The organism is Alkalihalobacillus sp. AL-G, from assembly GCF_030643805.1.
Taxonomy (GTDB): domain Bacteria; phylum Bacillota; class Bacilli; order Bacillales; family Fictibacillaceae; genus Pseudalkalibacillus.
This window is the reverse complement of sequence record NZ_CP094656.1, coordinates 2,615,830-2,641,501: the sequence shown is the minus strand read 5'-3', so window position 1 is coordinate 2,641,501 and position 25,672 is coordinate 2,615,830. Positions and strand designations below refer to the sequence as shown.

The following is a 25,672-nucleotide window of genomic DNA, read 5'->3' as shown; positions in this document are numbered from 1 at the left end:
TGTTTTTAATTTTCCCAACTCGTTTTTAGATATACAATGTGAACGTATAACGGAGAACCTTGGGGAGATATTAAAACAGCGGATTTTAAAAGGTTATGATTGTAAGGAAGGGTGTGTTAAAGCCTTTGTCTTCTCACAAAAATACAGCAATGACCGTTTTTGCAATAGGGTCAATCCCAATGATAATGACACTTGGGAATTCAATGTTGATCCCGATTTTACCCAAAATGAAGTCGGAGTTGAACCTCACACAGTTTCAAGTCAGCTTGACAATCACGGTCTTTTCAATAGCTGCAGCCATTGCTATTCCTTTATTCGGTTATTTATCCGATCGCTTTTCAAGAAAGGCGATCATAATCCCGTGTCTTTTTTTATATGGTATCGGTGGGCTTTTAGCTGGATTAGCAGCAGCATGGTTTTCAAAAGCGTTTTTTTGGATTATCGCTGGTCGGATTCTTCAAGGCCTTGGTGCTGCGGGAACGTCTCCGATAGCTATGGCATTGACAGGGGATTTATTTAAAGGGGGGAGACAAAGTAAAGTTCTAGGTGTTGTAGAGGCATCGAATGGGTTTGGAAAAGTTCTATCCCCCATTCTCGGTTCGCTTTTAGCTTTATTATTTTGGTATGCAGTTTTCTTTGCCTTTCCGCTGTTTTGTGTTCTCTCTATCGTATTAGCGTGGATTTTCATAAAGGAAAAACCGAAAAAAAAAGCACCCCCACCTCCGGGAAAATATGTAAAGGGTTTGTTCTCTGTTTTTAAACATGAAGGCAGGTGGCTTTTTACAACATATTTAGTCGGTGCTACCTGTCTTTTTACGTTATTCGGGATACTGTTTTACTTATCAGATGTATTAGAAAAAAAATATCATATCGATGGTGTACTTAAAGGAGCAATATTAGCAATACCGCTATTAGTCTTGTGTACAACTTCTTATATTACAGGAAGTAAAATCGGAAAAAAACTTCAACTTATGAAAAATCTGATTGTTATAGGGTTACTATGTATGACCGCGTCTTTTAGCTTGCTTGTTTTCTTCGACAAGCTTTTTCTATTCATCTCGATTTTAGCGATCAGCAGTCTTGGAACAGGATTTGTACTTCCGTGTTTAAACAGCCTTATAACAGGATCTGTTGGAAAAGCTCGCCGTGGATTTGTCACTTCCTTATATGGTTCCGTACGCTTTCTTGGTGTTGCTGGCGGTCCGCCGATTTACGGATGGTTGATGGGCTGGTCAAGAACAGGAATGTTTTGGTCGACTGCAGGACTGACACTAGTAGTCGCTATCCTGTCCTTTACAATGATACATCCACAAAAAGAAGGTTCAGACGATGCAGAAACAACACTATTTAAAAAATTTCAAATAAATGCACAGACCGAATAAGGAGGGTATTGTTATTGGAAATCTATCTTTCCCCAGAATTTATAAAAGAAGAAGCACAAGTCCTTAACATTGTGGATCAAAATCAAAAGGCAGTAGGCTATATTGCGTTTATATTGAAAGATAAGAAAATGTATGTATATGGTCAGCTTGAAAAAGAAGGGGTATCCGAAGACTTCAAAGACTTGGTCAAGCCTTATATCGAAGGAATGGGTAAATCGAAAGAGGAGTTGGAAGTGTATACTTATTTAGCGATAGGCGGTAAAAAAATCGACCTTGAACAAGGAGAGATTAAATAAGCACAAAAGTTTAACTAGGTGAATACCCTACTCTGAGTCGATTCGGAGGTGTGGGTTGAGTGGAGGTTTTTTTTCAGCTTATTGAATTTCATCATTTACTCATATTGGTTTTCGGTGTTTTGTTAGGTATCATTGTTGGGGCGCTTCCTGGATTGACACCAACGATGGGTGTAGCTTTGTGTATTCCGTTCACGTTTTCACTTCCTGCTGTCGATGGTCTTTTGCTCTTGGGCGGGATCTTTTGCGGAAGTGTATATGGTGGTTCAATCCCTGCGATCATGTTCAATGTACCTGGTGCACCTGCATCTGTTGCAACTACCTTCGATGGTCATCCAATGGCGAAACAAGGTAAAGCAAGAAAAGCTTTGGAACTGGCGACTATATCCTCCTGTATCGGGGGGGTGTTCGGCATGCTAATGTTAATCTTTTTCGCTCCCATATTCGTACAATTTTCACTAAAATTTGGACCATCAGAAAATTTTTGGATCGCCATCTTCGGAATAACAGTGATTGCAGCTATTTCAGAAGGCTCCATCACGAAAGAGTTGTTGGGAGGTGGTATCGGGATATTACTATCCTTTATTGGAATCAGTTCCTTCACTGGTCTGCCACGAATGACATTCGGTATTGAATCCCTAATGGGAGGACTGCATGTTGTTGCGGTATTGATCGGTCTGTTCGCGTTTCCCCAAGCATTAAGATTGGTTTCCGACCTTTCAAAAAAAGGGGAGAAGCCTGTCCCCCATTATTCTTCGTCAAAGTCTACAATCCGAGAATCCTTTTCTGAAATCATAAAAAAGCCGAAATCCGTCACCATTGGTAGTGCGGTTGGGAGTATTATCGGCGTAATTCCTGGAGCAGGGGGGAATATCGCAAGTATTTTAGCCTATAACGAAGTTAAACGCTTTAGTAAAAATAAGGATCATTTTGGCAAAGGGAATAAGGATGGTATTATCGCGTCAGAAAGTGCAAACAATGCAATGGTCGGAGGTTCTTTGATTCCGTTGCTTACTTTAGGGATTCCAGGTTCTCCAACTGCTGCCATTTTCTTAGGAGGATTATTGATCCATGGCATATGGCCTGGACGAAGCTTATTTTTGGATAACGCACCTGTTGTATATACCTTTTTTTTAGGAATGATTGTCGCTCAAATATTACTTTTGATCATAGGGTTGGGGCTGATCCGATATTTGATCAAATTAAACAGGATCCCAGCTTATTTCTTAGCACCTATTATCATGGCTTTTTGTATCATTGGTGCATATGCAACCCAAAATAACCTGTTTGACATCTATACGATGGTATTTCTTGGAGTTTTGATATATCTCCTGCAAAAATTCGGGTTTTCACCTGCTCCAATTGCACTCGGTTTTATTTTAGGCCCGATTGCAGAGATCGGATTATTACAAGGCTTACGCGTTGGAGAGGCAAGCGGTTCTCCGTTGCTGTTTTTTTTCACTGGAACTTGGAATGTAGTGTTAATCGGATTGATATCAATCACAGTAGCGTATTCAATCTGGCAGATATACAAGAAAAGGTCCACGATTGAAAAAGAAAATCGAAAGGCATTTTCGTTTTCCAATTTACTTTCCGTCAGAGGGCTTAGCTGGATGTTCATTGTCATCACTACTACAATTGGCTTATGGTATGTTTGGGAACTTGATTTTGAACAAGGAATTTTCCCGAAAATAACGGTCGCGTTAATGCTTTTACTTGCCGTAATTCACTATCTCCAATATCCTTTTCGGTCTAAGAAAGTGTTGCAAAACCAAAAAAGGCATATTGAAGCTTCACGTATCATCTTCTTAGCTTTCCTTTGCGTGATCAGTTTAATAACGAATATCGTTGGGTTCTACATTCAAGTATTGGTTTTGATGATATCGGTTCCTCTTTATGTTTACCGCCAAAGAAACAAGAAGGCTCATTCTTTTCCTAAAATCATGATTGTTTCCATATCATTCACAGTTTTTATGTATATCATCTTCAGCGGTGTTGTAAAAGTACCTTTGCCTGCTGGGTTGTCACTTTTGATATCTGATCTTTTGATCAAGTGAAAGCAGAAAATAAGAAACAGGAGATGTAGGCATCCTGTTTCCTGTTTTTTCAATTTGCTTTTGTTATTTGATGCCGATCGACTCAAGTAACTTTTGATATTGTTCATGACGTATTTCAAACTCTGTCAATACATTTTCGCGGTCTAATATCAGCATATCTGCCCCCGACTTTTTCATATCTGCTAAAAATTCCTCATCTTGAAGGAGTTCCATAAACGCTTTTTCAAGCTTTTTTATAATTTTGTCAGGGGTTCCTTCTCTAGCTGCAATTCCCCTATCTGTACTCATCACCACTTTTGTATGACCCAATTCCCCAAAAGTCGGAAGGTCAGGGACAAACGGATGCCGTTCTTCGGTTGCGATCGCCAACAATCTTACTTGATCTCCTAGGCGATATAAATCAGAAAGGTTTCCGGACATAACATCTGTATGGTTACCCAACATTGATGCGATACCCTCGGCTGAACCTTTAAAAGGTATATCTTTCAATTGAATGTTTGCTGAGTGTTCAAGAAGTAATATTGCCATATGCTGGCCAACGAATTTACCTGAATGACCGACCGTAATTTGATCAGGGGATTGTCTGGCTTTATCAATCAAATCCTGTAAATCAGTAATTTCACTATCTTGCGGGACTGCAAAAACAGTAGGATCCTTTCCCCAGTTTACAATTGGTTCAAACGTATCCAATTCATAAGAAGTGTCCCCGACTAACGGTTGTGTGATAACATGCGGCAAGTTATAAGCGGTTAACGTATATCCATCGGGATCTACAGATGAGAAGTAATTCCAACCAACCTGGCCGCCTCCCCCAGGCTTATTCACAACCGCTAATTCTTGCCCTAAGTATTCTTGTGCATATTCGGCGATTATTCTTGCTTGGGTGTCTGTTGCACCTCCAGGTGAATAGGCAACAATGATTTGGATCGGCTTTTCCGGATATCCATCAGAAGAGTTTTGTGTAGAGGAACAGCCGGAAATGAGAACTGTTACGAATACAAGATAAAGGGTAATAGCAAAATGTTTCGAATTTAACATATTCGCCTCCTTTCTTCTGTATATTCATAACATGTTATGCTTTAAAAATCTGATTATATGTCGTCTACTTTATTTTCGTCGTAAAATCATGGTTGGAAATACCTGAGGTGAAGGTGGAAGATTATAGACTACATCAACAATTCGTGTGGAAAGCCACTGGCACATTACGGCTTGGACGACAATGCTCCAATCAATGATCGAGGCTGTAAATATGAATATAGACCCGTTCATCCAAAACAAAGCCTTTCCAGGAGGGTGGTTGCGGTGTTTAGCGATGATTAAAGCAAGAACACCCATACCGCCATTAGAAACCTGTTGCCGCATTAGAATACCTACACCGATTCCTAACAAAATTACTCCGAAAATCAGATCGATCCATTCATTCGAATAAGGCCTGTACATGTCAAAACTAAAAAAATCCACTGATAAAGAGGTGATTGTTATTGCATACATTGTACCAATAGTACTCGCATTACCAAGTCCTTTAATGGCTGCAACAAGTAAAGTGAAGTTGACGAGCCAAAGTGCAAACCCCAAAGGAAGACTAAACCAAAAATTCAGTAGTACAGCAATACCGGCAGCCCCTCCAGAAGGGATACTATGTGGAAATAAAAACAGCCCCATCGCCATTCCCTGAAGAAGTCCCCCGAATGTGATCAACCCATATGTTTTGTACATATATTTTACCTGCCTGTCATTTAGATAACCTTGTACATACTTATGAAGGCTCATCTACAGATAGAAGCAAGCGATATACTTTATAGGTAAGGAAGTAAAACCATTTGGATTTCACGGTTCCCCTCAACTATTGGATAGGTAGAACATTCCTCCGTTTATGACCTTGACGCAAACTTTTGGTTCATACAACTCTTTTAACGCTCTCTTTTCCACATAGTAAACCTCAGGCTTTTCTTCAACCTCTTGATAAAAATGCTCTAATAAATCATCATCTTCCTGCCAGCGTTTTCTCGCATCCACTGCCCATTGAGGATCATCTTGTTCAATTAGGTTATCGAGATATTTCTCGACCCGCTTGATTCCACTTACCGGTTTAATAAGGGGGCTCATCGTATAGCAATAATCCGGAATTTTTGGTGTAAGTGAAAAAGAATCTAAAGAGGTTTGAAATTGTTCCTTCATTTGGCCATTTATGAGGTTCAATCCAATGGAATATAGGTAATCCTTTTTACGGTCGCATTGATAGGAAACCTTAATGTTTAAACCGAGCCACGGAATGAGCGGAATAAATGCGCCTGGCTTTTGTTCAACCTGCTCAAATAATCGGATATATGGTGCTAGTTGCTGACATGATTCAAAAATCTGATGTAGTCTTGGTGAGCCAAAGTGGATAAATTCTCCGTCTTTTGCAGATTCCTCCGATTGTTGGGTTCTAAGCTTCAGGTCCATCGGATTCGGTGTTCCGCCCGTTTTCTCTAAGTAGTGCCAGTAAAATGGACGGTTCATTAAAAGTTTATCAAGCTCGATCGATAAGCGAACATGAAGGAGGTCCTCGCCTCTTTCAAGGATCTCGCATTCGTTTGCTGTAAAGTATTGATCTAAAAAATTATGAATGTCGTTCTGAAGCATACGAATCCCCCTCATCGCCATAATCGTTCAATATGGAAGTCAGATTATCCATCTTAATCCGGATTTCTCCATCTGAATCTGATTCGTAAAAAATTTGCCGAATATGTTGTTCAATATTTTTCATGCCAACTCTTGTTAAAATCTCATCCAAATTACCAATGACACTTTCAAAGAGATTGATTTTTTCATATAAAAGGCGGAGAATGTGTTCTTCAATCGTATTTTCCGTTGCAAAATTGTAAATGTGTACATCCTGTTCTTGACCGATTCTGTGAACACGACCTATTCTTTGTTCTATCCGCATCGGGTTCCATGGGAGGTCGTAATTGATAATGTGTTGGCAAAATTGCAGGTTAATCCCTTCACCACCTGCTTCGGTAGCGATCAGGACCTTCGCATGATTTTTGAAAAGCTGAGTCATCCAATCCTTTTTGCTTCGTTTAAAACCACCGCGAAATGGAACAGAACTAATCCCGTGCTGCTGTAAATACCATTGTAAATAGAGTTGTGTTGCACGATATTCAGTAAAGATGATCACCTTGCCATCAATGCTTTGAATCAGTTCAAGCGCTTTCTCAGCTTTCGAGTTGCGATCGACATTTTCGATTTTTCTCATCAATGAAAGAGCTAGTTCCTGTAAGGATGGATTTACATCATCCTTCTCGGCCATCGCCTTCAAAGTGAGAAAAGCCGCCTCTCGACTACTGCAAACTTCCCGTTGTAACGTAATCGTTGAAAAGGCATGTTGAGAAACGAGTGAGCTTTCGTTTTTTACATCTGTAATGGATTCATAGAGTTCCCGTTCTGTTGGTGAAAGTGTAATAGGGACCGTTTTCACAAATCGTTTCGGCCACTTTAATCCAGTGTCTTCACGTCGGTTACGCACCATCACCTTGTTGATCAACTGCTTCAGCTTTTCTTCATTTTGGACGTTATAGCGACCGGAACGGTAGGCATCATCAAAATATTCTTCGTTACCTAAATGTCCAGGCTTCAGTAATGATACGAGATTAAACACTTCTTCTATTTTGTTTTGGATCGGGGTAGCGGTTAATAGCAAACAGTACTTTTTCTTTAAGTGCTGAACAAATTCGTAGTTTTTCGTTTTTTTATTTTTAAGTTTATGGGCTTCATCAATAATGATAAGATCATAGTCCTGATTCAATACGATTTCACGATGCGGACTTCTTTTAGCTGTGTCGATCGATGAGACAACCACATCAAACTGTTCCCAAACATAAGATTTTTTCTGTGGGACCGCTGGTATCAGAAATTTAGTTGTCAATTCATGTGTCCATTGAAGTACAAGGGAAGCGGGAACTAAGATCAAAATCTTCTTTGCCAGTCCACGAATCATGTACTCCTTCGTGATCAAGCCGGCCTCGATCGTTTTCCCAAGTCCCACCTCATCAGCAAGAATGCCTTTACCGTTCATGTCCTCAATCACTGTCCTGGCAACTTCAAGCTGATGAGGAAGTATTTGGACATGTGGAATATGCCTTGGAGCCTGTAACCCAAGAAAATCAGGAATGCATACACTTTTTTCGGCTTCGAGTGCTAGTTTATAAAGCTCCCAATTCGCCCAGGGTCCATCCTCTTCAATTCGTTTAAGGAATCCATCCGACCAGTTTTGATCATGGAGTATTTTAAGAGTCATAAACGAAAAACCCTTTCCTTTTAGAGGTTGTTCAAAAAGTATCCAAATGATAAACGGCGAATTTCTACGTTACTCGGTTTTTCCGGTCCTCACGTATTCACACCATACGCTCCGGTCCTCAAAACTGTCGTGCCTTGAACTTCTTGTTTCTGATTCGTCTACTTTTTGAACGAGTCATTTTGAAATAAAAATGGCACTGAATACGAACATTTGATGAATACCTATTATAAACGTTCGTGAAATCTAGTGGATAGAGCGCTTTCAAAGAAAAAGATAATTGCGATTCTACATCATTCGATGGTAAGATATAAGTAGTTTCATACTTAGTATGAACAACCAACGTTAGATTTATAATTGTTGTCTAAGAAATAGTCGTATTCAACGATCGACGGACAAATCGAAGAACATGCAATTTCAATATAGTGAGTGTTCAAGGAAGGATGTAAACGACTCTTTGAACATCCTCATATAGGCGAATGAGAACAAGGGGAGAGACTACTTTTAAGGTAGCGCCGAAGGAGCAAGCAAGAATGTGAATCTCTCAGGCAAGCGGACTCTTGTTTGACGCATCTCTGGAGAGCGTTCCACATGGAACCACCAAAGGGGACATTGGGGCTGAATCTGGAATTGTATTTACCCCAAAAACTTTCAGGTACTAGGACAGAGAAGACTTATTGAAGTCTTCTTTGTCCTTTTCTTTTTTCCGACGATTGATTAAGACTATTTTGACAGCTCTAAACTCTAAATAATAAAGGAGAGATGCTTATCATGTCGTCCTTAAAGCGAACACCACTTTTTGAACTGTACAAGGATTATGGTGCAAAAGTGATCGATTTCGGTGGATGGGAACTTCCAGTACAATTTTCCAGTATTAAAGAGGAACATGAGGCTGTTCGTACAAAAGCGGGATTGTTCGATGTGTCTCATATGGGAGAAATCACAATAACAGGTTCAGATGCACTTGATTACTTGCAGTATGTTCTTACCAATGACGTTTCCAAATTGAAGGATGGAGCAGCACAATACACAGCTATGTGTTATGAGGATGGCGGTACGGTCGACGATCTCCTCGTTTATAAGCACGGAGAAGGGGATTATCTTCTCGTTGTGAATGCATCTAATATCGAAAAAGATTATGATTGGCTTTTGAAAAACCAAAAAGGCAATATCGAGATCGAAAATATTTCCAGTAAAGTTGCCCAGCTCGCCTTACAAGGACCTGTAGCTGAAAAGGTACTTCAAAAGTTAACAGACTATGACCTTTCTGAAATCGGTTTTTTCAAATTTGCAGATGATGTTGAAATTGCTGGTACAAAAGCTCTCGTTTCCCGTACAGGATACACTGGGGAAGATGGTTTCGAAATCTACTGTGACAGCAAGGATGCAACGACACTCTGGAAAGAGATCCTCGGAGCTGGTGAAGTAGAAGGGACACTTCCAATCGGATTAGGTGCAAGAGACACGTTACGATTTGAAGCAAGGTTAGCCCTATACGGTCAAGAGCTGACTGCAGAAATCTCTCCGCTCGAAGCTGGAATCGGATTTGCTGTCAAGCTGAAAAAAGAAGCGGATTTTATCGGAAAAGAAGCGTTGAAGCAGCAAAAAGAAGAAGGCTTAAAACGTAAGCTCGTCGGAATCGAAATGATTGAGAAGGGTATTCCACGTACACATTATGAAGTGTTCAAAAATGACGAGAAAATCGGAGAGGTCACTACAGGTACCCAGTCTCCTACATTAAAGAAAAACTTGGGACTTGCTTTAATCGACTCGAACTATACGGAAGTTGGTACAGAAGTAGAAGTACAGGTCCGTAAAAAACGCCTAAAGGCGGAAGTCGTCAAGTCACCTTTCTATAAACGTTAAAAAAGGGGGAATTAAAGGTGAACCATCGTTACTTACCTATGACAGATCAAGACCAGAAGGAAATGCTTGCGGAAATCGGTATTGATTCGATAGATGAATTGTTCCAGGATATTCCGGAAAATGTGCGTTTTAAAGGTGATCTGAATATAACAAAAGGAATCCGTGAGCCAGAGCTTATGGCGAAGATGAGCAAGCTCGCTGGTAAAAATGTGAATACGAAAGAATACGCGTCCTTTTTAGGAGCAGGCGTTTATGACCATTACATTCCTTCAATCGTTAACCATGTCATTTCACGATCTGAATTTTACACAGCATATACACCTTACCAGCCGGAAATTTCGCAGGGTGAACTGCAAGCGATTTTTGAATACCAAACGATGATCAGTGAGTTGACAGGGATGGAAGTAGCGAACTCCTCTATGTATGACGGTCAAACTGCACTTGCTGAAGCTGCTTTCTTAAGTGCAGCTCATACACGTAAAACGAAAATCGTTGTATCGAAAAGTATCCACCCAGAAGCATTGAGTGTTCTCCATACGTATGCGAAAGGTCCGAACCTTGAAGTAGTTGAAGTCGAAGCTTCAAATGGAACAACGGATCTCGATGGACTAAGAGCAGCTGTCGATGGCGATACAGCATGTGTCATCGTTCAATATCCGAATTTCTTCGGGCAAATTGAACCATTAAAGGAAATTGAAGAAATCGTTCATGAGGAAAAAGCGATGTTTGTCGTATCCAGTAACCCGATATCACTTGGAACGCTTCAACCGCCAGGAAAGTTCAATGCAGACATCGTTATCGGTGATGCCCAGCCATTTGGAATTCCTGCGTCATTCGGTGGGCCACACTGTGGATACTTTGCAACGACGAAAAAATTGATGCGTAAGGTTCCTGGTCGTCTTATCGGACAAACGAAGGATGAAGAAGGAAAACGCGGCTTTGTTTTAACGCTACAAGCACGTGAACAGCATATCCGCCGTGATAAAGCCACTTCCAACATCTGTTCCAACCAAGCTCTGAATGCCCTCGCAGCTTCGGTTGCAATGACGGCAATCGGTAAAAAAGGCGTTAAGGAAATGTCGATGCAAAATCTACAAAAAGCGCATTATGCGAAGCAGCAGCTTAAAGCGAAGGGCTTGGACGTTGTGTTTGACGGACCTTTCTTCAATGAGCTTGTCGTAAAAGTTACGAAGTCGGTAAAGGACGTCAACAATGCCCTTCTTGAAAAAGGATTCATCGGGGGATATGACCTTGGACAATATTATCCTGAGCTTGAAAGTCATATGCTGATTGCGGTAACCGAACAACGTACGAAAGAAGAAATCGACACATTTGTCAATGAATTGGGGGGAGTCCAATGAGTAATGAAAACCAAGCACTCATTTTTGAACTGTCAAAACCAGGACGTATCGGTTACAGCTTACCTGACCTAGATGTTCCGGAAACTCCCATAGAAGAACTGATCGGTTCAGACTATTTGCGTGAAGAAGAACCGGAACTGCCAGAAGTCTCAGAGTTGCAAATCATGCGTCATTATACGGCGCTTTCAACCCGAAACCACGGTGTTGATTCTGGGTTTTATCCATTAGGTTCATGTACGATGAAGTACAATCCGAAAGTCAATGAGGATGTTGCTCGTCTTGCTGGATTCGCACACATTCACCCTTACCAGGATGAGGATACCGTTCAAGGTGCGTTGGAAATGCTGTATGACCTTCAAACGACGCTCGAGGAAGTTACCGGGATGGACGAAGTGACGTTACAGCCTGCTGCAGGAGCGCACGGGGAATGGACAGGCTTAATGATGATTCGTGCCTACCATGAAAAAAATGGCGATCATCATCGTACGAAGGTCATCGTTCCAGACTCCGCACACGGAACGAACCCTGCCTCAGCGACAGTTGCTGGATTCGAAGCGATTACGGTAAAATCCGATGAACATGGACTTGTTGATCTCGAAGATTTGAAACGTGTAGTTGGGGATGATACAGCAGCGTTAATGCTGACAAACCCGAATACACTAGGACTATTTGAAGAACACATTCTTGATATGGCCCGCATTATTCATGAAGCTGGCGGAAAGCTTTACTATGATGGTGCTAACATGAATGCGATCATGGGACGTACTCGCCCTGGAGATATGGGGTTTGACGTCGTTCACTTGAACCTCCACAAGACGTTCACTGGTCCTCATGGCGGCGGTGGTCCTGGTTCAGGCCCTGTCGGAGTTAAAAAGGATCTTTTACCGTTCTTGCCGAAGCCGATTTTAACGAAAACTGAGGATGGCTATCGATTTGATTACAACCGTCCGGATTCAATCGGTCGTGTTAAGCCGTTCTATGGCAACTTCGGAATCAATGTCCGTGCCTATACGTACATCCAGACGATGGGACGTGAAGGACTGAAGAAGGTCAGTGATTATGCGGTACTCAATGCAAACTATATGATGCGTAGACTCGCTCCTTACTTCGAGCTTCCGTACAATCAACATTGTAAGCATGAATTCGTCATTTCTGGTAGACGCCAAAAGAAGCTAGGCGTACGTACACTTGATATGGCGAAGCGTCTGCTTGACTTCGGTTACCATCCGCCAACGATTTACTTCCCATTGAACGTGGAAGAAGGTATGATGATCGAGCCGACAGAAACTGAGTCGAAGGAAACACTCGATGAATTCATCGATGCAATGATTCAAATTGCGAAAGAAGCGGAAGAGACACCAGAAGTTGTGCAGCAAGCACCTCATACTACCGTAGTTAAACGTATGGATGAGACAACAGCAGCACGTAAACCGATTCTCCGTTACGTAAAAGAAAAGTAAAATCAATGGTTCAGTGGTCATTAATTTGACTACTGGACCATTTATTAGTTAATTTAGTTTTCCTTTTACATAAATGAAGGATCAAAAAACTGTAATTTTTTGTTTATCTTCTGTGTATCAAAGATTGTTATACTGATTTTGTATTAAAAGAAGACATAGGAAAATAAAGAGGAGGAAATTTCAATGAGAAAACCATCGGACTCCAATAGCGATACCAGCGTGAGGGCTGAACGCCCTAGCACACCACGTTGGGTAAAGGTGTTTGGAATCATTTTGCTTGTCCTGTTACTGCTTGTTTTCATCATGAAGTTCGTCATTGGTGGTAACCACGGTCCTAGTCGCCACATATCGATCTCAAACGCAATAGAACAAGGAGTAAAACAGCCATTATGACCATGACACCCGGTCTCCGCAAATTAGCACTCACGTTGCATGTTACTTTCTCGGTCGGCTGGCTTGGTGCGGTCGCTTGCTTCCTAACTCTCGTTATCGCCGCTATGACCACTCAGGATGACCAGACTGTACGTGCTGTATATATCGCGATGGAGTTGACCGGATGGTTTGCCATAGTTCCAATGGCCCTCGCCTCGCTCCTAACCGGACTTGTGATGGCACTAGGTACCAAGTGGGGCTTGTTCCGGCACTATTGGATCCTTTTCAAACTCGTGTTAACCGTCCTTGCTGCTACTGTCTTACTGCTTAACATGCAGACGGTAAGCTTCCTTGCAAGCGAAGCAGCGAACACTGGAATAGCCAATCTCGGAGGGTTGCGAAGCGAACTTATCCACGCGGGTGGCGGTCTGCTGGTATTGCTCATAATCATGATACTGTCGGTATACAAGCCGCAGGGTATGACAAGTTACGGGTGGCATAAGCAAAATAAATAGCGTAGTGTACGGAGTTGCTAACGATGATGAAGTGACTCCTGCGATAAGTTGTCATATTTTATAACTCTTTTAAGAAACCTCTATAAATCCAGTCATCCCGGATTCCTTATGCCCGGGTATAGTGCAAACATATTGATATGTACCTGACTGCACAGGTGTAAATGAAACAGTTATTTCTTCCCCAGGCATCGCATGGATGTGTACCTTGTTATTGCTATTACCATGTTGATGTTGATTTTGGTTTGATTGGGTCATTTTCGCCTGGAGTCCAATGATTTCTAGATCATGTTCTGCTTCACCCACATTTTTAAACACTACTGTTACTTTTTCGCCTTCCTCAATTTTTACTTGTTCAGGTGAAAAAGTATACTCACTTGCCTTAATCACTAATTTATTCTGTGTCTCCTTTGTATGCTGAGGATGATCATCTCCTTGTATGGAGGTTTTTGATTCTGTAATTATCGGACCAAGTTGATTGAAGCCTAAGAAAATGAATCCGAAGAGCAGAATCAAGCTAAGCGGATGCTTGAATAATCTTCTTCTACTTTTAATAAATTCTTCTTCCATCATAAAAAACAGAATCATCGCAATTGCTATAAACAAAACAAACATAATTTTAACCATAGCTTCCTTAAAATCCGGAGCAATCATATCCCCAAGCATTGCCCCCATCATGCCACCCATTAATCCTGATAACATTCCGTCTAACACAGCCATCAAACTAACCGGTAAACCCGCTAAGAAACCGGTGGCTCCTCCAATTATGATCCCTAAAATTGTGGAATAAAACAGATTCCCTGTAAGTTGGATACCTAAAATAACTCCTACTGTTAACCCCACGCTCATACCTAGTGTCATCGAAATCATCATTCCGGTCATACAAGGAATTTTCTTTCGATAGCTTACCGTATACCCAATGACAGCTAATGAAAGCACAACAATAATGCTCATAATAAAGAAATACAATGTAGTCATATACCCCATACCCCTTTGGCTTTGTCCGATCATACTTAAATTATATGAATGACTCGATTAGGTTAAGTACTCCTTTTTATTATCTCGTCCCTACTTGTAAATAAATTTAGATGATTTAGTGGCGATAGCGCCTATTTTATTTTGTAAGTAGTTAAATTGTTTTAAAAGGTACATACTGAGGAATGGCAAATACATAAGGAGTGTATAGTTATGAATGAATTTTGGCTTTCACTTTTACCACCTGTTGCTGCTATTATCTTAGCTATGTGGACAAAACAAGTCATTCCATCTTTGTTGATTGGGCTCTGGTTGGGAAGCTTTGTCTTAACACAATCGTTGTTTGGATCGATAGGCCAAACGATTGATTATGTAGTGGGAGTATTATCAGATCGCGGTAATCTATATGTACTTCTATTTCTATACATATTCAGCGGTTTGGTGGCTTTGATTCAACTTTCAGGAGGTATTCAAGCGTTTACTCAATTGGCAGACAAGTATATTAATAGTGCCAAAAAATCGATAATTACTCTATGGGCACTTCTACCGATTACGTTTATTGATTGTGGTTTCCGTGTGGTGGCGGGAGGATCAATTATAAAGCCCTTAGCACAAAAATACTCTGTTTCTAGAGAACGTTTAGCTTACATGCTTAATAATTCGGCTAGTCCGGTTATTGTTTTAATCCCCTTTGCGACAACGTTCGTCGGTTATATCCTTGGGGTCTTGGAGAAAGGAATGGATGCTGCTGAGGCGGAGGGGACATCGTTGCAGCTGTTCATCAATTCCCTTCCATTTCAATTTTTTAGTTTTACATCGATTTTAATAGCACTTCTCTCTTTAATACCGACCTTGAATATTGGCCGTATGAAGAATTTAATTAAAGAAACCAATGAGAAAATCGGACAACAACAAACTATGGCAGACGATTCGGAATTCGCTGAGGAATACGAAAATACCGATAAAGCAAATACGAGTGAAGATCAAATTGGTACAACAATGAAGGAAAAAGGACATAGTAAAGAGATGTCGATGGAACATGATCACGACGAGGTCGACCCTGTACTTAAACCGAGAATTTTCAATCTGATTGTTCCTTTAATAATCTTGATCCCGTTGAGTTTTTATTTAATGCTGGGTAGTGAAGAACCTTCAAGATCTATGCTGATCGCTCTGTTTTCAACGACTGCCATAACTGCAATCCTTTACCTTTTTCAAGGGATTGGATTGAAAAGAATGGTGAACGGATTTTTTAAAGGGGGGAACAAACTAATCATAACGATTGCGATTCTTATTGTTGCATGGCCGATTTCAGACGTCTCACAAGATCTCGGTATGTCAAAATTAATTAGTATAACGTTAGGCGGAACGCTTGATCCTGTATTTGTGCCTGTCCTTATATTTATCGTCACTGGAGCAATCGCCTACTTTATCGGTTCTTCGTGGGGATCTTGGGCACTAATGATGCCTATTGCAATACCGCTTACAGTCATTACAGGGGGATCAATGCCCATCACTGTTGCTGCGGTCCTTTCAGGAGGGACTTTCGGAGATGTAACTTCACCGGTATCAGGAATGACAGCCATGTCGGCGGGGATTGCAGAAGCAGACCATATGAAATATGTAAAAGCAATGACACCTTATAATCTTACAGCTGCAGTAATTTCAGCAGGATTATTTTTGGGCGTACCGTTCTTTTTATAGGTATTTGTACAATCGTGTAGAAGAGGACTGAAAGGAACTCTATCAGCCCTCCGTCTATTTTCTTGTTTCGTACACATATTGGCGATGGTGAAACAAGATTATCTCTTAATCTGGACTTTCATGTTCATGTTTTTTTGCTTCATTTCCCATATTGCCCTTCTTTAAGATCCTGCTTTATCCCATTCCGTTTTCACCCCGTCACCTTCCTCTCCCGCTTGGGATACGAAAAACTTCTCCTATACTGTTAATCCTATTTATACTTAGAGTTATCCCGATTAGCATTGCATTGATACAAGGAATTTTAAGTGGCTGTGTGATTATAACGAATCAACATTTTTGATAAAATACAGAAAATTCACTATTTTATATTGAATACATTACGGAGGTATAGTATATTTACAATATTACAAAAGACAAAAGAGGAGGGGTGAAATGGAACCTAATAAAAAAATCACGTTAGCTGTAAACGCTGGTATAAGTTTTGGATCAAAATTAACCTCGAAGCAGCTGATCAAACTAGCAAAATATTTAGATGATGACTCCGAAATTGAACTAACAACTTTCCAGCAGCTTTACATAAAAGTTCCCGAAAAAAATGTTGAAGAAGTGATTGTTGAACTTGAAAAGGTTGGTTTAAGAATTTATAAAGTCGGTCCTTATGTTAAAAGTTTGAGAACATGTAGTTTTTGTAAGGGTTCAGAAGAAGAAGGAATGCCGGTAGCCATCGAGCTAAACAATCGAATTGCTGGACAAGATGTACCCTTCACGTTACGACCTGCGTATACTGGTTGCTCAAATGCATGTGGAGAACCTTTGGTTAATGATATAGGAGTAATTAAACGGAAAAATGGTTTTGATCTGTATGTCGGTGGAAAAGCAAACGGAATGGATGCGAAAACAGCCGTGCTGCTACAGGAAAATCTACAACCTGAACAATTATATGAGCTGATAGATGAAGTATTGGAAGTCTATCGACAACACGGAAAACGAAGGGAACACTTTTCAAAGTTTTTAGAACGATTCGGAATGGATAAGTTTACTAAAGAACTTGGAATAGCTAATCATTAATATTTTGATATAAAAAACTGAATTTTAAAAATTTAATTCCGTGCATATTGGGGGTAGTTGTTATATAACTTGATTTTATAAAGTCTTGTTGTTCCAAATATACTCATCATTTAAGGGAGGAAATATTGTGAAGTTGAAAAGCAGATACTCAATTATCGTGTTTTTAATTATTATAAGTTTGTTAGTAACGGCATGTAGTAATCAGTCATCTGGGACAACAGATTCGAATGAACAAGAAGATAACACCTCAAGTACTGAACAAAAAATCACATTGAATGCATTTTCTGAACCGTCAAGTATAGACCCGGCACTGATTGATAATCAGGTTGCAGGAAATATAGCGAATCAATTATTTGAAGGGCTGGTCCGAATTGATGAGAATGGTGAAGCTGCACCTGGAGTAGCAGAAGATTGGACTATTTCTGATGATGGAACGGTTTACACATTCAATTTAAATCCTGATGCAAAATGGTCAAACGGTGATCCGGTGACTGCTGAAGACTTTGTTTATTCGTGGGAACGAACACTGCTACCGGAAGTAGCTGCACCTCTTGGAAGTAATCTCTTTTTTATCAAAAATGGGGCTTCCTATAATGAAGGAACAATCACTGATCCATCCAAGCTCGGCTTAAAAGCAATCGATGAACATACCCTTGAAGTGACATTAGAACGTCCAACTCCGTTTTTCTTAGGACTTACCGCATTCTTTACGCTGCTGCCAATCAATAAGGAAGTAGCAGAAAGTAATCCAGAGTGGGCTTCAAATGCGGCAACCTTCGTTTCAAACGGACCGTTTAAACTGAAGAGCTGGAAACATGACCAAGAGCTTGTGCTTGTCCCAAATGAACATTATTGGGCAAAAGACCTTGTAAAACTAGATGAAATCAACTATGTCATGGTCAGCGATCAAAATACCGAATTCAGTATGTTCAAGTCGGGAGAATTAGATGTAGCTAGCCAAATTCCAAATACAATTAAGAGCAAAATGATTCAGGATGGAACTGCTCAGACACTTCCAAGTGCGAGCTTAAGCTACTTGCGTTTTAATCATGAGAATGACATTATGAAGAATGCAAATATTCGTAAGGCGCTGAGCATGGCGCTAAACCGTGAGTTACTCACTGAAAAGGTTACAAAAGGTGGCGAAATTCCAGCTTATGCGTTCATTCCTTTTGGATTAAGTAGTGGAGACGGAGAATTCCGTAAGTTAACGGGAAATAATCTATATAAAGATAATAACCCTGACAAGGCTAAGGAATTGTTGGAGAAAGGGTTGGAGGAAATCGGTGAATCGGAACTTCCAACGATTACCCTTCTTTTTTATACGAGTGATATCTATAATCAATTAGCACAGGCAATGCAGGAAATGTGGAAGCAAAACCTTGGTGTTGAAGTTGAGTTGAAGACGATGGAGCGAAAAGTATTCGTCGATAATGTAAAGGGTGGCCAATATCAGATTGCGATATATAGTACTGGTGCAGATTATGATGATGCCCAAAATTTAATGGGGCAGTTCACTACGGGTGATGTTTATAACTATAGTAGGATCTCCATTCCTGAATATGACGCACTCATGGAAAAAGCGGATAAAGAACTCAATCTTGAAAAACGCGCACAATACATGGTCCAAGCAGAAAAAGTGCTGCTGGAAAAGATGGCTATTGCACCACTTTATTATCGCACACAAGTATATTTACAACAGGATAATTTGAAAAATGTTCATCGCTTTACCATTCAAGCCGTGGACTACCGTGAAGCATATGTAGAGTAATACCATTTATTTATTCTAAATGTAACGAAGGAGTCAAGGATGTGAGTGAATATTTTTCACATCCTTCCTCTGTTTTTTAAAATGGGGGGATTTTATGAAAAGGTTTTTATTTCAACGAACAATCAGCGTAATTATTACAATCTGGGTTATTATTACACTTACTTTTTTTCTGATGCATGCGATTCCTGGAGACCCATTCACAAATGAAAGCCGTGTACCAGAACAAGTAATAAGCAACCTGAAAGCCCATTATGGATTAGATCAACCTTTAATCATTCAATACTTCAATTATTTAAAGGGAGTTATAACATTTGATTTTGGTCCTTCCATCACTTCGGATACAAGAGACGTAAATGAATTGATTTTAGATAGTTTCCCGGTATCAGCACTTCTCGGATTCCAAGCCCTTGTGATCGCAACAGTTTTTGGAATCTTGTTAGGGATAACCGCTGCTGTCAATCATAGCGGCCTTGGGGATTATGTTTCTATGCTTCTAGCAATCCTAGGTATTTCTGTCCCAAGCTTTATTTTAGCAACATTACTAATCAATGTTTTTGCATTGAAACTTGAATGGCTGCCAGTAGCGACATGGGGTACATGGCAACATACGGTTCTCCCTAGCATTGCCCTTGCCCTTGGACCGATGGCTTACATGGCCCGACTTACACGTTCCAGTATCCTGGAGGTTATTGACTCCGATTATGTCCAGACAGCGATTGCCAAGGGGGTTACCGGATCACGTTTGATTTTCAAGCATATCTTGCGTAACGCCTTAATACCAATTGTTACGATTCTCGGACCAATTGCGGCAGGAATATTAACCGGAAGCTTTGTGATTGAACAAATTTTTGGAATACCTGGATTGGGGAAGTATTTTGTCCAATCAATAACAGATCGAGATTATCCTGTTATTCTCGGAACGGCTGTATTCTATAGTTCCATCCTGGTGTTCTTCATGATCCTAGTTGATATTGCATACGGAATCATCGACCCACGTATCAAGTTGACCAGGAGGGAATCGTAATGGAAAGTATACCTCAGCGCACTTTTCGTTTTAAAGCAAATAGGAAGACCGGGAAAGACCTTGATCAATCGAACAAATTGGTCGAGGAAAAGCGAGTTCAAACGACCGTTTCACTTAAAAAAGACGTTTTCTTACGCCTTTTAAAAAATAAACTGGCTGTGTGCGGACTAATTACCATTTCATTCCTAATTATAATGGCGATAGTTGGACCATTCCTTGTTCCATATTCCTATTCGGATCAGGTATTACTTGATGCGAGTCAGTCACCCTCTAAAAATCATTGGTTTGGTACTGATCAATTAGGAAGGGATATATTTGCAAGGACATGGGTAGGGGCTCGGATCAGTTTATTTATCGGTATAACTGCTGTATTGATCGACCTGATTATCGGAATCGTTTGGGGTGGAATTGCTGGGTATGCAGGTGGAAAAGTCGACGAGGTGATGATGAGGTTCGTTGATATTTTATATGGGCTTCCCCACCTGTTGATCACGATTTTGTTAATGGTTATTTTAGAGCCAGGACTGTTTACGATTATTATTGCGATGGCAGCCACTGGGTGGATCGGGATGGCTCGATTGGTAAGAGGTCAGATTCTCCAGTTAAAAGAATCAGAATATGTCATGGCTTCAAGAGTACTTGGAGCCAGTCCCAATAAGCTTTTATTTAAGCACTTGATTCCAAATGCTTTAGGACCGATCATTGTGGCGATGACACTTTCTGTTCCAGGTGCAATCTTTGCGGAAGCAACTTTAAGTTTTCTTGGATTAGGTGTTCCTGTCCCACTTGCCAGTTGGGGAACGATGACATCCGAAGCACTTGTTACCTTATTGACAGGAGAATTGTGGATTCTGTTTTTCCCTGCTTTTTTCATTTCGCTTACAATGTTTGCCTTTAACGTAGTTGGGGATGGGTTACGAGATGCATTGGATCCAAAAATGAGGAATTAGGTGATTCTATTTGGATACTTTACTCGAAGTACAAAATTTAAACGTGGAGTTCAAGACAGATAAATCTACAGTACATGCGTTACGAGGTATTAACCTTACTGTTAAAAATATGGAGGTCGTTGCGATTGTAGGTGAATCCGGGAGTGGTAAATCCGTAACCGCAAAAAGCATTATGAGATTACTACCTCCCCAAACAGCCACCTTCAAATCTGGTCGTATCAATTTTGAGAATAAAGACCTTACTAAAATGTCCAAAAAAGAGATCGCCGAATATCGTGGTTCTAAAATTTCAATGGTATTTCAGGACCCTATGACTTCACTCAATCCGACGATGAAAATCGGGGAACAAATTGCAGAAGGATTGATTATTCATTCGAAGCTTTCAAAGAAAATGGCAATGAATAAAGCTGCAGAAATGGTCAGCCTTGTCGGAATCCCTGATGCAGTTCTTTGTTGTAAGAAATATCCTCATCAACTCAGTGGAGGGATGCGCCAGAGAGTAGGTATTGCCATGGCACTTGTTTGTCATCCCAAACTTTTAATTGCAGATGAACCTACAACTGCGCTAGATGTTACAATACAAGCACAGATCATTGATTTACTAAAAGAGGTTCAGAAAAAGCTTGGGATGTCAGTTATTCTAATAACCCATGATTTAGGTTTGGTTGCAAATATGGCGGATCGGATCCTCGTGATGTATGCAGGAAACATTGTCGAGAGTGGAACTATCCAAGAAATTTTCTATAATCCAAAACATCCATATACATGGGGACTTTTAAAATCTGTACCAAAGCTAAGCGGTGATCGTAATGAAGAGCTTAACTCAATCCCAGGTGCACCACCGGACCTATCTGAAAAGATTACTGGCTGTCCGTTTAGTACGAGATGCCCATATGTGATGGATGTTTGCGAGGAATATTCTCCAATCGCCACAGAGTTATCAGGAACTCATTCCGCAAGTTGTTGGTTATTAGATAGGCGAGCACCAGAATTGACGGAACTGGTTGAATCATAAAATTGATAAAAGGGACTGACATACTAGTAATAGTAAGCAAGAGCCTGTGTGACTACTCTTCTAGTCAAGCAGGCTCTTTACGTTTAATTATGGTTCTATCTATAAAAATGCAACATGAACACAATGTGAACAAGGCTGCTAGTATATTATTGTGTTCACTTTCTGTTGATAAAAAGATGCTAATATAGATGTAAATCAATAAGGGGGCACATAAATGAGCAAGCAAGTTAAAGTTCTTGTCATAGAAGATGATCCTTACATTTTTGTGATTTGATTATTTTATACGCTGAAAGAAACAGGTATAAAGTCAGCATAGCAAACGATGGAATGACAGGTTTAGAAATGTGATTTATGATAATCCTCCTGATCTTGTCATTCTGGATATATCATGTTGACCGGAAAAGAGGAGAGTTACGATACACTTAAAGGATTCAACCTAGGAACGGATGATTTCTCAGTGAAACCTATTGATCCGAACGAACTGATAGCGCGGATAAAAGCAGTATTGCGACAAGCCAATCCGTTGGTAGATGCAAATAAGATCATTGTAATTCCCTTGTTGAAGGTTAATTTTCAACAATAGGCTGTATTGGTAATTGAAATAAAAGTGGCCAACATCTCTTTCTATATTAGTTTACTTACTCCATATTCTTATAAGTGGGTCTATGAGAAGTCAATAAGCCCATTTCTACACTGAATTTGACATAGGAGGGGTTCCTTTTAGCCCCCTTTCCCATCTATTTTCCGGACATCCAAAAAAGAAAGCAATACACCGAATTTAACAATTATTGTATTTAATCTAGGGAATTCATACTAATATTCTGATAATTTAAAATATTATGTTTACATATGTTGAATAGCAATATAAAATAAGCACAACAACCTATAATACATATAGGGGGTATGAGTAATTAAAAAATGAAAGGAAAGATGCCTACCATGGGGACTGGAAGGAAAGTTTTATTTTTAGGTGTATACGGGATGGAGGTAGTAGAGTGTGGAGGGGCTCTTGCGAAGAACTTAAATAATGGTGGTCAATCATATGCTTCAATAATGCTAAGCTCTGAAAAAAGCCGCCCTCAAATAAAACAAGCTGCTGAGGTACTGGGAGTAAACATAAGCTTTACCGATTTTGAATACGGTCATGTGGATTTGAGTATCGAATCGAAGAAGAAAATTGTGAAAGTTGTTCGAGAAGTGAAACCGGATATCATAATCACTCAAGATCCTGAACATTCCTTTCATGACCTAGATCCTGATCGAAGACAAGCTATGATTCTCATTTTAGAGGGAATTGCACTTGCAAGTAGAGATTTTCATCTTGATGAGGAGACTGGTCTAGAACCACATCCGATTCCTACTATTTATTATATGACGCCACATCATCCAAACACAGTTGTGAACATTTCTGACGTCTGGAATAAGAAAGATGAGGCAATGAAGGTTCTTGAAAGCCAGTTGGAGTTCAGCGGCAATCACTTTGAACGTGCGCTTAATCCCAATGATCTAGAAGTTCTATGTCCAGGATTTTCTGAACTGACTTCTGATTATGAAAAAGGTAGAGCAGTTCACAGGACATTGGATAAGGCAGTACACGTTTATCATGGACTAGCAACTCACGGCCATTTCGCACTAGCTGAAGCATATCGAAGAGAAGGTAACTTTCATCTTGAAGAGCTGATCGTTTAATTAAATAAAAGGGAGGTTTTTGATTTGAAACGAACGATAATTTGTTTGTTGGCACTTCTGTTGACGATTTATATGGTACCGATTCACACCGATGCTGCAGAAGATCAGGTGAAATCAATCAAAATTGCAATTTCGAAAGATGAAAGCACCCTCACACCGTATACTTACATAACAGGGTATCCGGGATTAGAACTCGTTCATCTATTATATGATACATTGTTTCAACTCGATGAAAGTAACACACCCCAACCATGGCTCGTAAGCGACTATAAAGTTAGTGATGACGGACTGACATATGAGTTTACCCTTCATGAAAATGTCAAGTGGCACGATGGTAAACAACTAACCGCAGACGATGTTAAATTCACAGTAGACTACTTCCTCGAACATCCTAAATCCAGATTTACAAACCCTTTGAAAAATATTGAGACATTAGAAGTAAAGAGTGACACTGTACTTGTTATGAAATTAAAACAAGCCGATCCGAACTTTATGATACAACCACTGGCAGATGTCCCAATTTTACCTGAACATGTTTGGAGCAAAATATCGAATCCGAATGAAGCATCAAATGCTCTCGGCAGCGGCCCTTATCAGTTGGAGGAATACGAAGCAGGCCGATACTATAAAATGAAGGCAAACCAAGGTTATTTTAAAGGCAAACCTGCAGCAGAACAATTGATTTTTCCGATCATTGAAGATACGACTGCAATGTACACAGCATTAAAAGCTGGTGAAGTGGATGCAATAACCTCAAGTTTGACCCCAGAGGTTGTAGGTGAATTTGAATCCAACCCCAATACTAAAGTAGAAATCGGACCGGGGTATTCTACTACATTGTTTCAAATTAATGCAGAAAAGTACCCAATGAGCGAAACGAGCTTTCGACAAGCGATCGGATACGCAATTGACACACAATATCTTGTAGATACAGTAACACTCGGGTATGCAGAAGTAGGAAGTCCAGGATTTATACATCCGTCCTCAACATTTTATAATGATGAACTTTCCTTTACTCCTGATAAAGAAAAGGCAAAACAAATTTTAGAAGAAGCTGGTTTTAAAGACCTAAATGGTGATGGATTTGTTGAAGGTCAAAACGGAGAGGAGATCAGCCTTCAATCCCTCGTTTATTCAAGCAATCCTCTTCGAATCAGAACAGCTGAGATCATAACTGAATGGTTAAATGAAATAGGCATTAAAACCGAGGTTCGCGCGATGGATGCTACTACAGTTGATTCATTAGTTTGGCCGGAATTCGATGTGAGCAAAGGTCGCAATTTTGACCTTGCGATGTGGGGTTGGTCCAGTACGTTACAGTTGTTTCCAGATCGCTTGGTCGAACTGTTTCACTCTGACCCAGCAATTGGCTCAGTAAACATCGGAGGATATAGTAGTGAACAATTCGATCAAATGGCACAGGAACTTTCGGCAACAGTAGATCCTGGACAACGCAAAGAAATTATTTTGCAGATGCAAAAGTTTGTAGCTGAGGACTTCCCAATCGTACCTCTGTATTATTCGGAAATTATTAATGCATTTAACCCGAATGTATACGATGGGTATGCATTTCAACTAGGGAAAGGTATTATGAACAAACTTTCATTCGTTCCATCAGCACAGGGGGCTGGACCTGCTGTCAATACAGAAAGCGGTGCAGATAAACCTAGTGCGGAAACAGATAAAAACGAAACCCAAACTGGAGCTGAAACTGAAAACGGAAACAGTACTTCACTGATCCTATTATTATTAATGGTGGCTGTCATCGTAGGTGGAATCATCTTTTTGAAAAAACGGACGAAAGGGAAGGGTAACCGAGCAGCCTGAAACGAAGGGTAGAATGGAATAATCCCGCAAATTCAATTGCGGGATTTCTATTTCTACAAAAGGGAGG

Annotated in this window: 21 protein-coding genes and 1 riboswitch; of the genes, 16 read left to right on the top strand and 5 right to left on the bottom strand. The window is 40.3% G+C overall.

Features of this window, described 5'->3' with window-relative positions; translation table 11 throughout:
• Positions 1-149 precede the first annotated feature (149 nt).
• Genes MOJ78_RS13520 through MOJ78_RS13510 form a run of 3 tightly spaced genes read left to right on the top strand, consistent with a single transcriptional unit; the run spans position 150 to position 3,732 of the window.
• On the top strand, positions 150-1,382 hold the full coding sequence (locus tag MOJ78_RS13520; RefSeq protein ID WP_304981261.1) for an MFS transporter: 1,233 nt from the start codon (positions 150-152) through the stop codon (positions 1,380-1,382).
• 14 nt (positions 1,383-1,396) lie between these two features.
• A complete protein-coding gene (locus MOJ78_RS13515) occupies positions 1,397-1,678 on the top strand; it encodes a hypothetical protein (RefSeq protein ID WP_304977870.1) in 282 nt (93 codons plus the stop codon).
• Between the two features lie 59 nt (positions 1,679-1,737).
• Complete coding sequence (locus tag MOJ78_RS13510) at positions 1,738-3,732, top strand: tripartite tricarboxylate transporter permease (RefSeq protein WP_304977869.1); 1,995 nt, start codon at positions 1,738-1,740, stop codon at positions 3,730-3,732.
• Positions 3,733-3,795: 63 nt separating this feature from the next.
• Here MOJ78_RS13510 and MOJ78_RS13505 read toward each other — a convergent pair whose 3' ends face one another.
• The 4 genes from MOJ78_RS13505 to MOJ78_RS13490 form a co-directional block, all read right to left on the bottom strand.
• On the bottom strand, positions 3,796-4,770 hold the full coding sequence (locus MOJ78_RS13505; RefSeq protein WP_304977868.1) for a tripartite tricarboxylate transporter substrate binding protein: 975 nt from the start codon (positions 4,768-4,770) through the stop codon (positions 3,796-3,798).
• A 69-nt stretch (positions 4,771-4,839) separates the two neighbouring features.
• Positions 4,840-5,448, bottom strand: a complete 609-nt coding sequence (locus MOJ78_RS13500) for a YitT family protein (protein WP_304977867.1) — start codon at positions 5,446-5,448, stop codon at positions 4,840-4,842.
• A gap of 123 nt (positions 5,449-5,571) precedes the next feature.
• Positions 5,572-6,357 (bottom strand): YqhG family protein, encoded by a 786-nt coding sequence (locus tag MOJ78_RS13495; RefSeq protein ID WP_304977866.1) that lies wholly within the window; start codon positions 6,355-6,357, stop codon positions 5,572-5,574.
• Positions 6,335-8,014, bottom strand: coding sequence for a DEAD/DEAH box helicase (locus MOJ78_RS13490; RefSeq protein WP_304977865.1), 1,680 nt, complete (start codon positions 8,012-8,014; stop codon positions 6,335-6,337). Before MOJ78_RS13490 ends, MOJ78_RS13495 begins: the two co-directional genes overlap by 23 nt.
• Before the next feature lie 476 nt (positions 8,015-8,490).
• Positions 8,491-8,581, top strand: a riboswitch (glycine riboswitch).
• A 201-nt stretch (positions 8,582-8,782) separates the two neighbouring features.
• On the opposite strand from MOJ78_RS13490, the gene gcvT reads away from it, so the two are divergent.
• From gcvT to MOJ78_RS13465, 5 genes are all read left to right on the top strand, one after another.
• Positions 8,783-9,877 carry a glycine cleavage system aminomethyltransferase GcvT gene (gene gcvT, locus MOJ78_RS13485; RefSeq protein WP_304977864.1) on the top strand — a complete coding sequence of 365 codons (1,095 nt, stop codon included), beginning with the start codon at positions 8,783-8,785 and terminating at the stop codon, positions 9,875-9,877.
• 17 nt (positions 9,878-9,894) lie between these two features.
• A complete protein-coding gene (gene gcvPA / locus MOJ78_RS13480; protein ID WP_304977863.1) occupies positions 9,895-11,238 on the top strand; it encodes an aminomethyl-transferring glycine dehydrogenase subunit GcvPA in 1,344 nt (447 codons plus the stop codon).
• Positions 11,235-12,698, top strand: coding sequence for an aminomethyl-transferring glycine dehydrogenase subunit GcvPB (gcvPB, locus tag MOJ78_RS13475; RefSeq protein ID WP_304977862.1), 1,464 nt, complete (start codon positions 11,235-11,237; stop codon positions 12,696-12,698). Before gcvPA ends, gcvPB begins: the two co-directional genes overlap by 4 nt.
• 183 nt (positions 12,699-12,881) lie before the next feature.
• Positions 12,882-13,091: a hypothetical protein gene (locus MOJ78_RS13470; protein WP_304977861.1), complete on the top strand. Its 210-nt coding sequence runs from the start codon at positions 12,882-12,884 to the stop codon at positions 13,089-13,091.
• A 215-nt stretch (positions 13,092-13,306) separates the two neighbouring features.
• Positions 13,307-13,585, top strand: coding sequence for a hypothetical protein (locus MOJ78_RS13465; protein ID WP_304977860.1), 279 nt, complete (start codon positions 13,307-13,309; stop codon positions 13,583-13,585).
• A 69-nt stretch (positions 13,586-13,654) separates the two neighbouring features.
• Here MOJ78_RS13465 and MOJ78_RS13460 read toward each other — a convergent pair whose 3' ends face one another.
• Positions 13,655-14,560 (bottom strand): plastocyanin/azurin family copper-binding protein, encoded by a 906-nt coding sequence (locus MOJ78_RS13460; RefSeq protein WP_304977859.1) that lies wholly within the window; start codon positions 14,558-14,560, stop codon positions 13,655-13,657.
• Between the two features lie 210 nt (positions 14,561-14,770).
• Here MOJ78_RS13460 and MOJ78_RS13455 point away from each other — a divergent pair, with 210 nt between their 5' ends.
• The 8 genes from MOJ78_RS13455 (at position 14,771) to MOJ78_RS13420 (ending at position 25,605) form a co-directional block, all read left to right on the top strand.
• Positions 14,771-16,261 carry a Na+/H+ antiporter NhaC family protein gene (locus MOJ78_RS13455; RefSeq protein WP_304977858.1) on the top strand — a complete coding sequence of 497 codons (1,491 nt, stop codon included), beginning with the start codon at positions 14,771-14,773 and terminating at the stop codon, positions 16,259-16,261.
• Positions 16,262-16,693: 432 nt separating this feature from the next.
• On the top strand, positions 16,694-17,329 hold the full coding sequence (locus MOJ78_RS13450; RefSeq protein ID WP_304977857.1) for an NAD(P)/FAD-dependent oxidoreductase: 636 nt from the start codon (positions 16,694-16,696) through the stop codon (positions 17,327-17,329).
• 127 nt (positions 17,330-17,456) lie between these two features.
• Positions 17,457-19,100 carry a peptide ABC transporter substrate-binding protein gene (locus tag MOJ78_RS13445; protein WP_304977856.1) on the top strand — a complete coding sequence of 548 codons (1,644 nt, stop codon included), beginning with the start codon at positions 17,457-17,459 and terminating at the stop codon, positions 19,098-19,100.
• Positions 19,101-19,194: 94 nt separating this feature from the next.
• Entirely contained in the window at positions 19,195-20,124 is a 930-nt protein-coding gene (locus tag MOJ78_RS13440; RefSeq protein ID WP_304977855.1) for an ABC transporter permease, read from the top strand.
• Positions 20,124-21,074 carry an ABC transporter permease gene (locus MOJ78_RS13435; RefSeq protein WP_304977854.1) on the top strand — a complete coding sequence of 317 codons (951 nt, stop codon included), beginning with the start codon at positions 20,124-20,126 and terminating at the stop codon, positions 21,072-21,074. The genes MOJ78_RS13440 and MOJ78_RS13435 overlap by 1 nt, the downstream gene beginning before the upstream one ends.
• A gap of 10 nt (positions 21,075-21,084) precedes the next feature.
• A complete protein-coding gene (locus MOJ78_RS13430) occupies positions 21,085-22,089 on the top strand; it encodes an ABC transporter ATP-binding protein (protein ID WP_304977853.1) in 1,005 nt (334 codons plus the stop codon).
• A gap of 981 nt (positions 22,090-23,070) precedes the next feature.
• Entirely contained in the window at positions 23,071-23,778 is a 708-nt protein-coding gene (locus MOJ78_RS13425; RefSeq protein WP_304977852.1) for a PIG-L deacetylase family protein, read from the top strand.
• A gap of 24 nt (positions 23,779-23,802) precedes the next feature.
• Positions 23,803-25,605, top strand: a complete 1,803-nt coding sequence (locus tag MOJ78_RS13420; RefSeq protein ID WP_304977851.1) for an ABC transporter substrate-binding protein — start codon at positions 23,803-23,805, stop codon at positions 25,603-25,605.
• The last annotated feature ends 67 nt before the right edge of the window (positions 25,606-25,672 follow it).

Excerpts from the sequence above, each read along its gene's own strand:
- MOJ78_RS13520 (WP_304981261.1), top strand. The coding sequence starts at position 150 with ATGACCGTTTTTGCAATAGGGTCAATCCCAATGATAATGACACTTGGG.
- MOJ78_RS13505 (WP_304977868.1), bottom strand. The coding sequence starts at position 4,770 with ATGTTAAATTCGAAACATTTTGCTATTACCCTTTATCTTGTATTCGTA.
- MOJ78_RS13500 (WP_304977867.1), bottom strand. The coding sequence starts at position 5,448 with ATGTACAAAACATATGGGTTGATCACATTCGGGGGACTTCTTCAGGGA.
- MOJ78_RS13495 (WP_304977866.1), bottom strand. The coding sequence starts at position 6,357 with ATGCTTCAGAACGACATTCATAATTTTTTAGATCAATACTTTACAGCA.
- MOJ78_RS13490 (WP_304977865.1), bottom strand. The coding sequence starts at position 8,014 with ATGACTCTTAAAATACTCCATGATCAAAACTGGTCGGATGGATTCCTT.
- gcvT (WP_304977864.1), top strand. The coding sequence starts at position 8,783 with ATGTCGTCCTTAAAGCGAACACCACTTTTTGAACTGTACAAGGATTAT.
- gcvPB (WP_304977862.1), top strand. The coding sequence starts at position 11,235 with ATGAGTAATGAAAACCAAGCACTCATTTTTGAACTGTCAAAACCAGGA.
- MOJ78_RS13470 (WP_304977861.1), top strand. The coding sequence starts at position 12,882 with ATGAGAAAACCATCGGACTCCAATAGCGATACCAGCGTGAGGGCTGAA.
- MOJ78_RS13465 (WP_304977860.1), top strand. The coding sequence starts at position 13,307 with ATGGCACTAGGTACCAAGTGGGGCTTGTTCCGGCACTATTGGATCCTT.
- MOJ78_RS13460 (WP_304977859.1), bottom strand. The coding sequence starts at position 14,560 with ATGACTACATTGTATTTCTTTATTATGAGCATTATTGTTGTGCTTTCA.
- MOJ78_RS13455 (WP_304977858.1), top strand. The coding sequence starts at position 14,771 with ATGAATGAATTTTGGCTTTCACTTTTACCACCTGTTGCTGCTATTATC.
- MOJ78_RS13450 (WP_304977857.1), top strand. The coding sequence starts at position 16,694 with ATGGAACCTAATAAAAAAATCACGTTAGCTGTAAACGCTGGTATAAGT.
- MOJ78_RS13440 (WP_304977855.1), top strand. The coding sequence starts at position 19,195 with ATGAAAAGGTTTTTATTTCAACGAACAATCAGCGTAATTATTACAATC.
- MOJ78_RS13435 (WP_304977854.1), top strand. The coding sequence starts at position 20,124 with ATGGAAAGTATACCTCAGCGCACTTTTCGTTTTAAAGCAAATAGGAAG.
- MOJ78_RS13425 (WP_304977852.1), top strand. The coding sequence starts at position 23,071 with ATGGAGGTAGTAGAGTGTGGAGGGGCTCTTGCGAAGAACTTAAATAAT.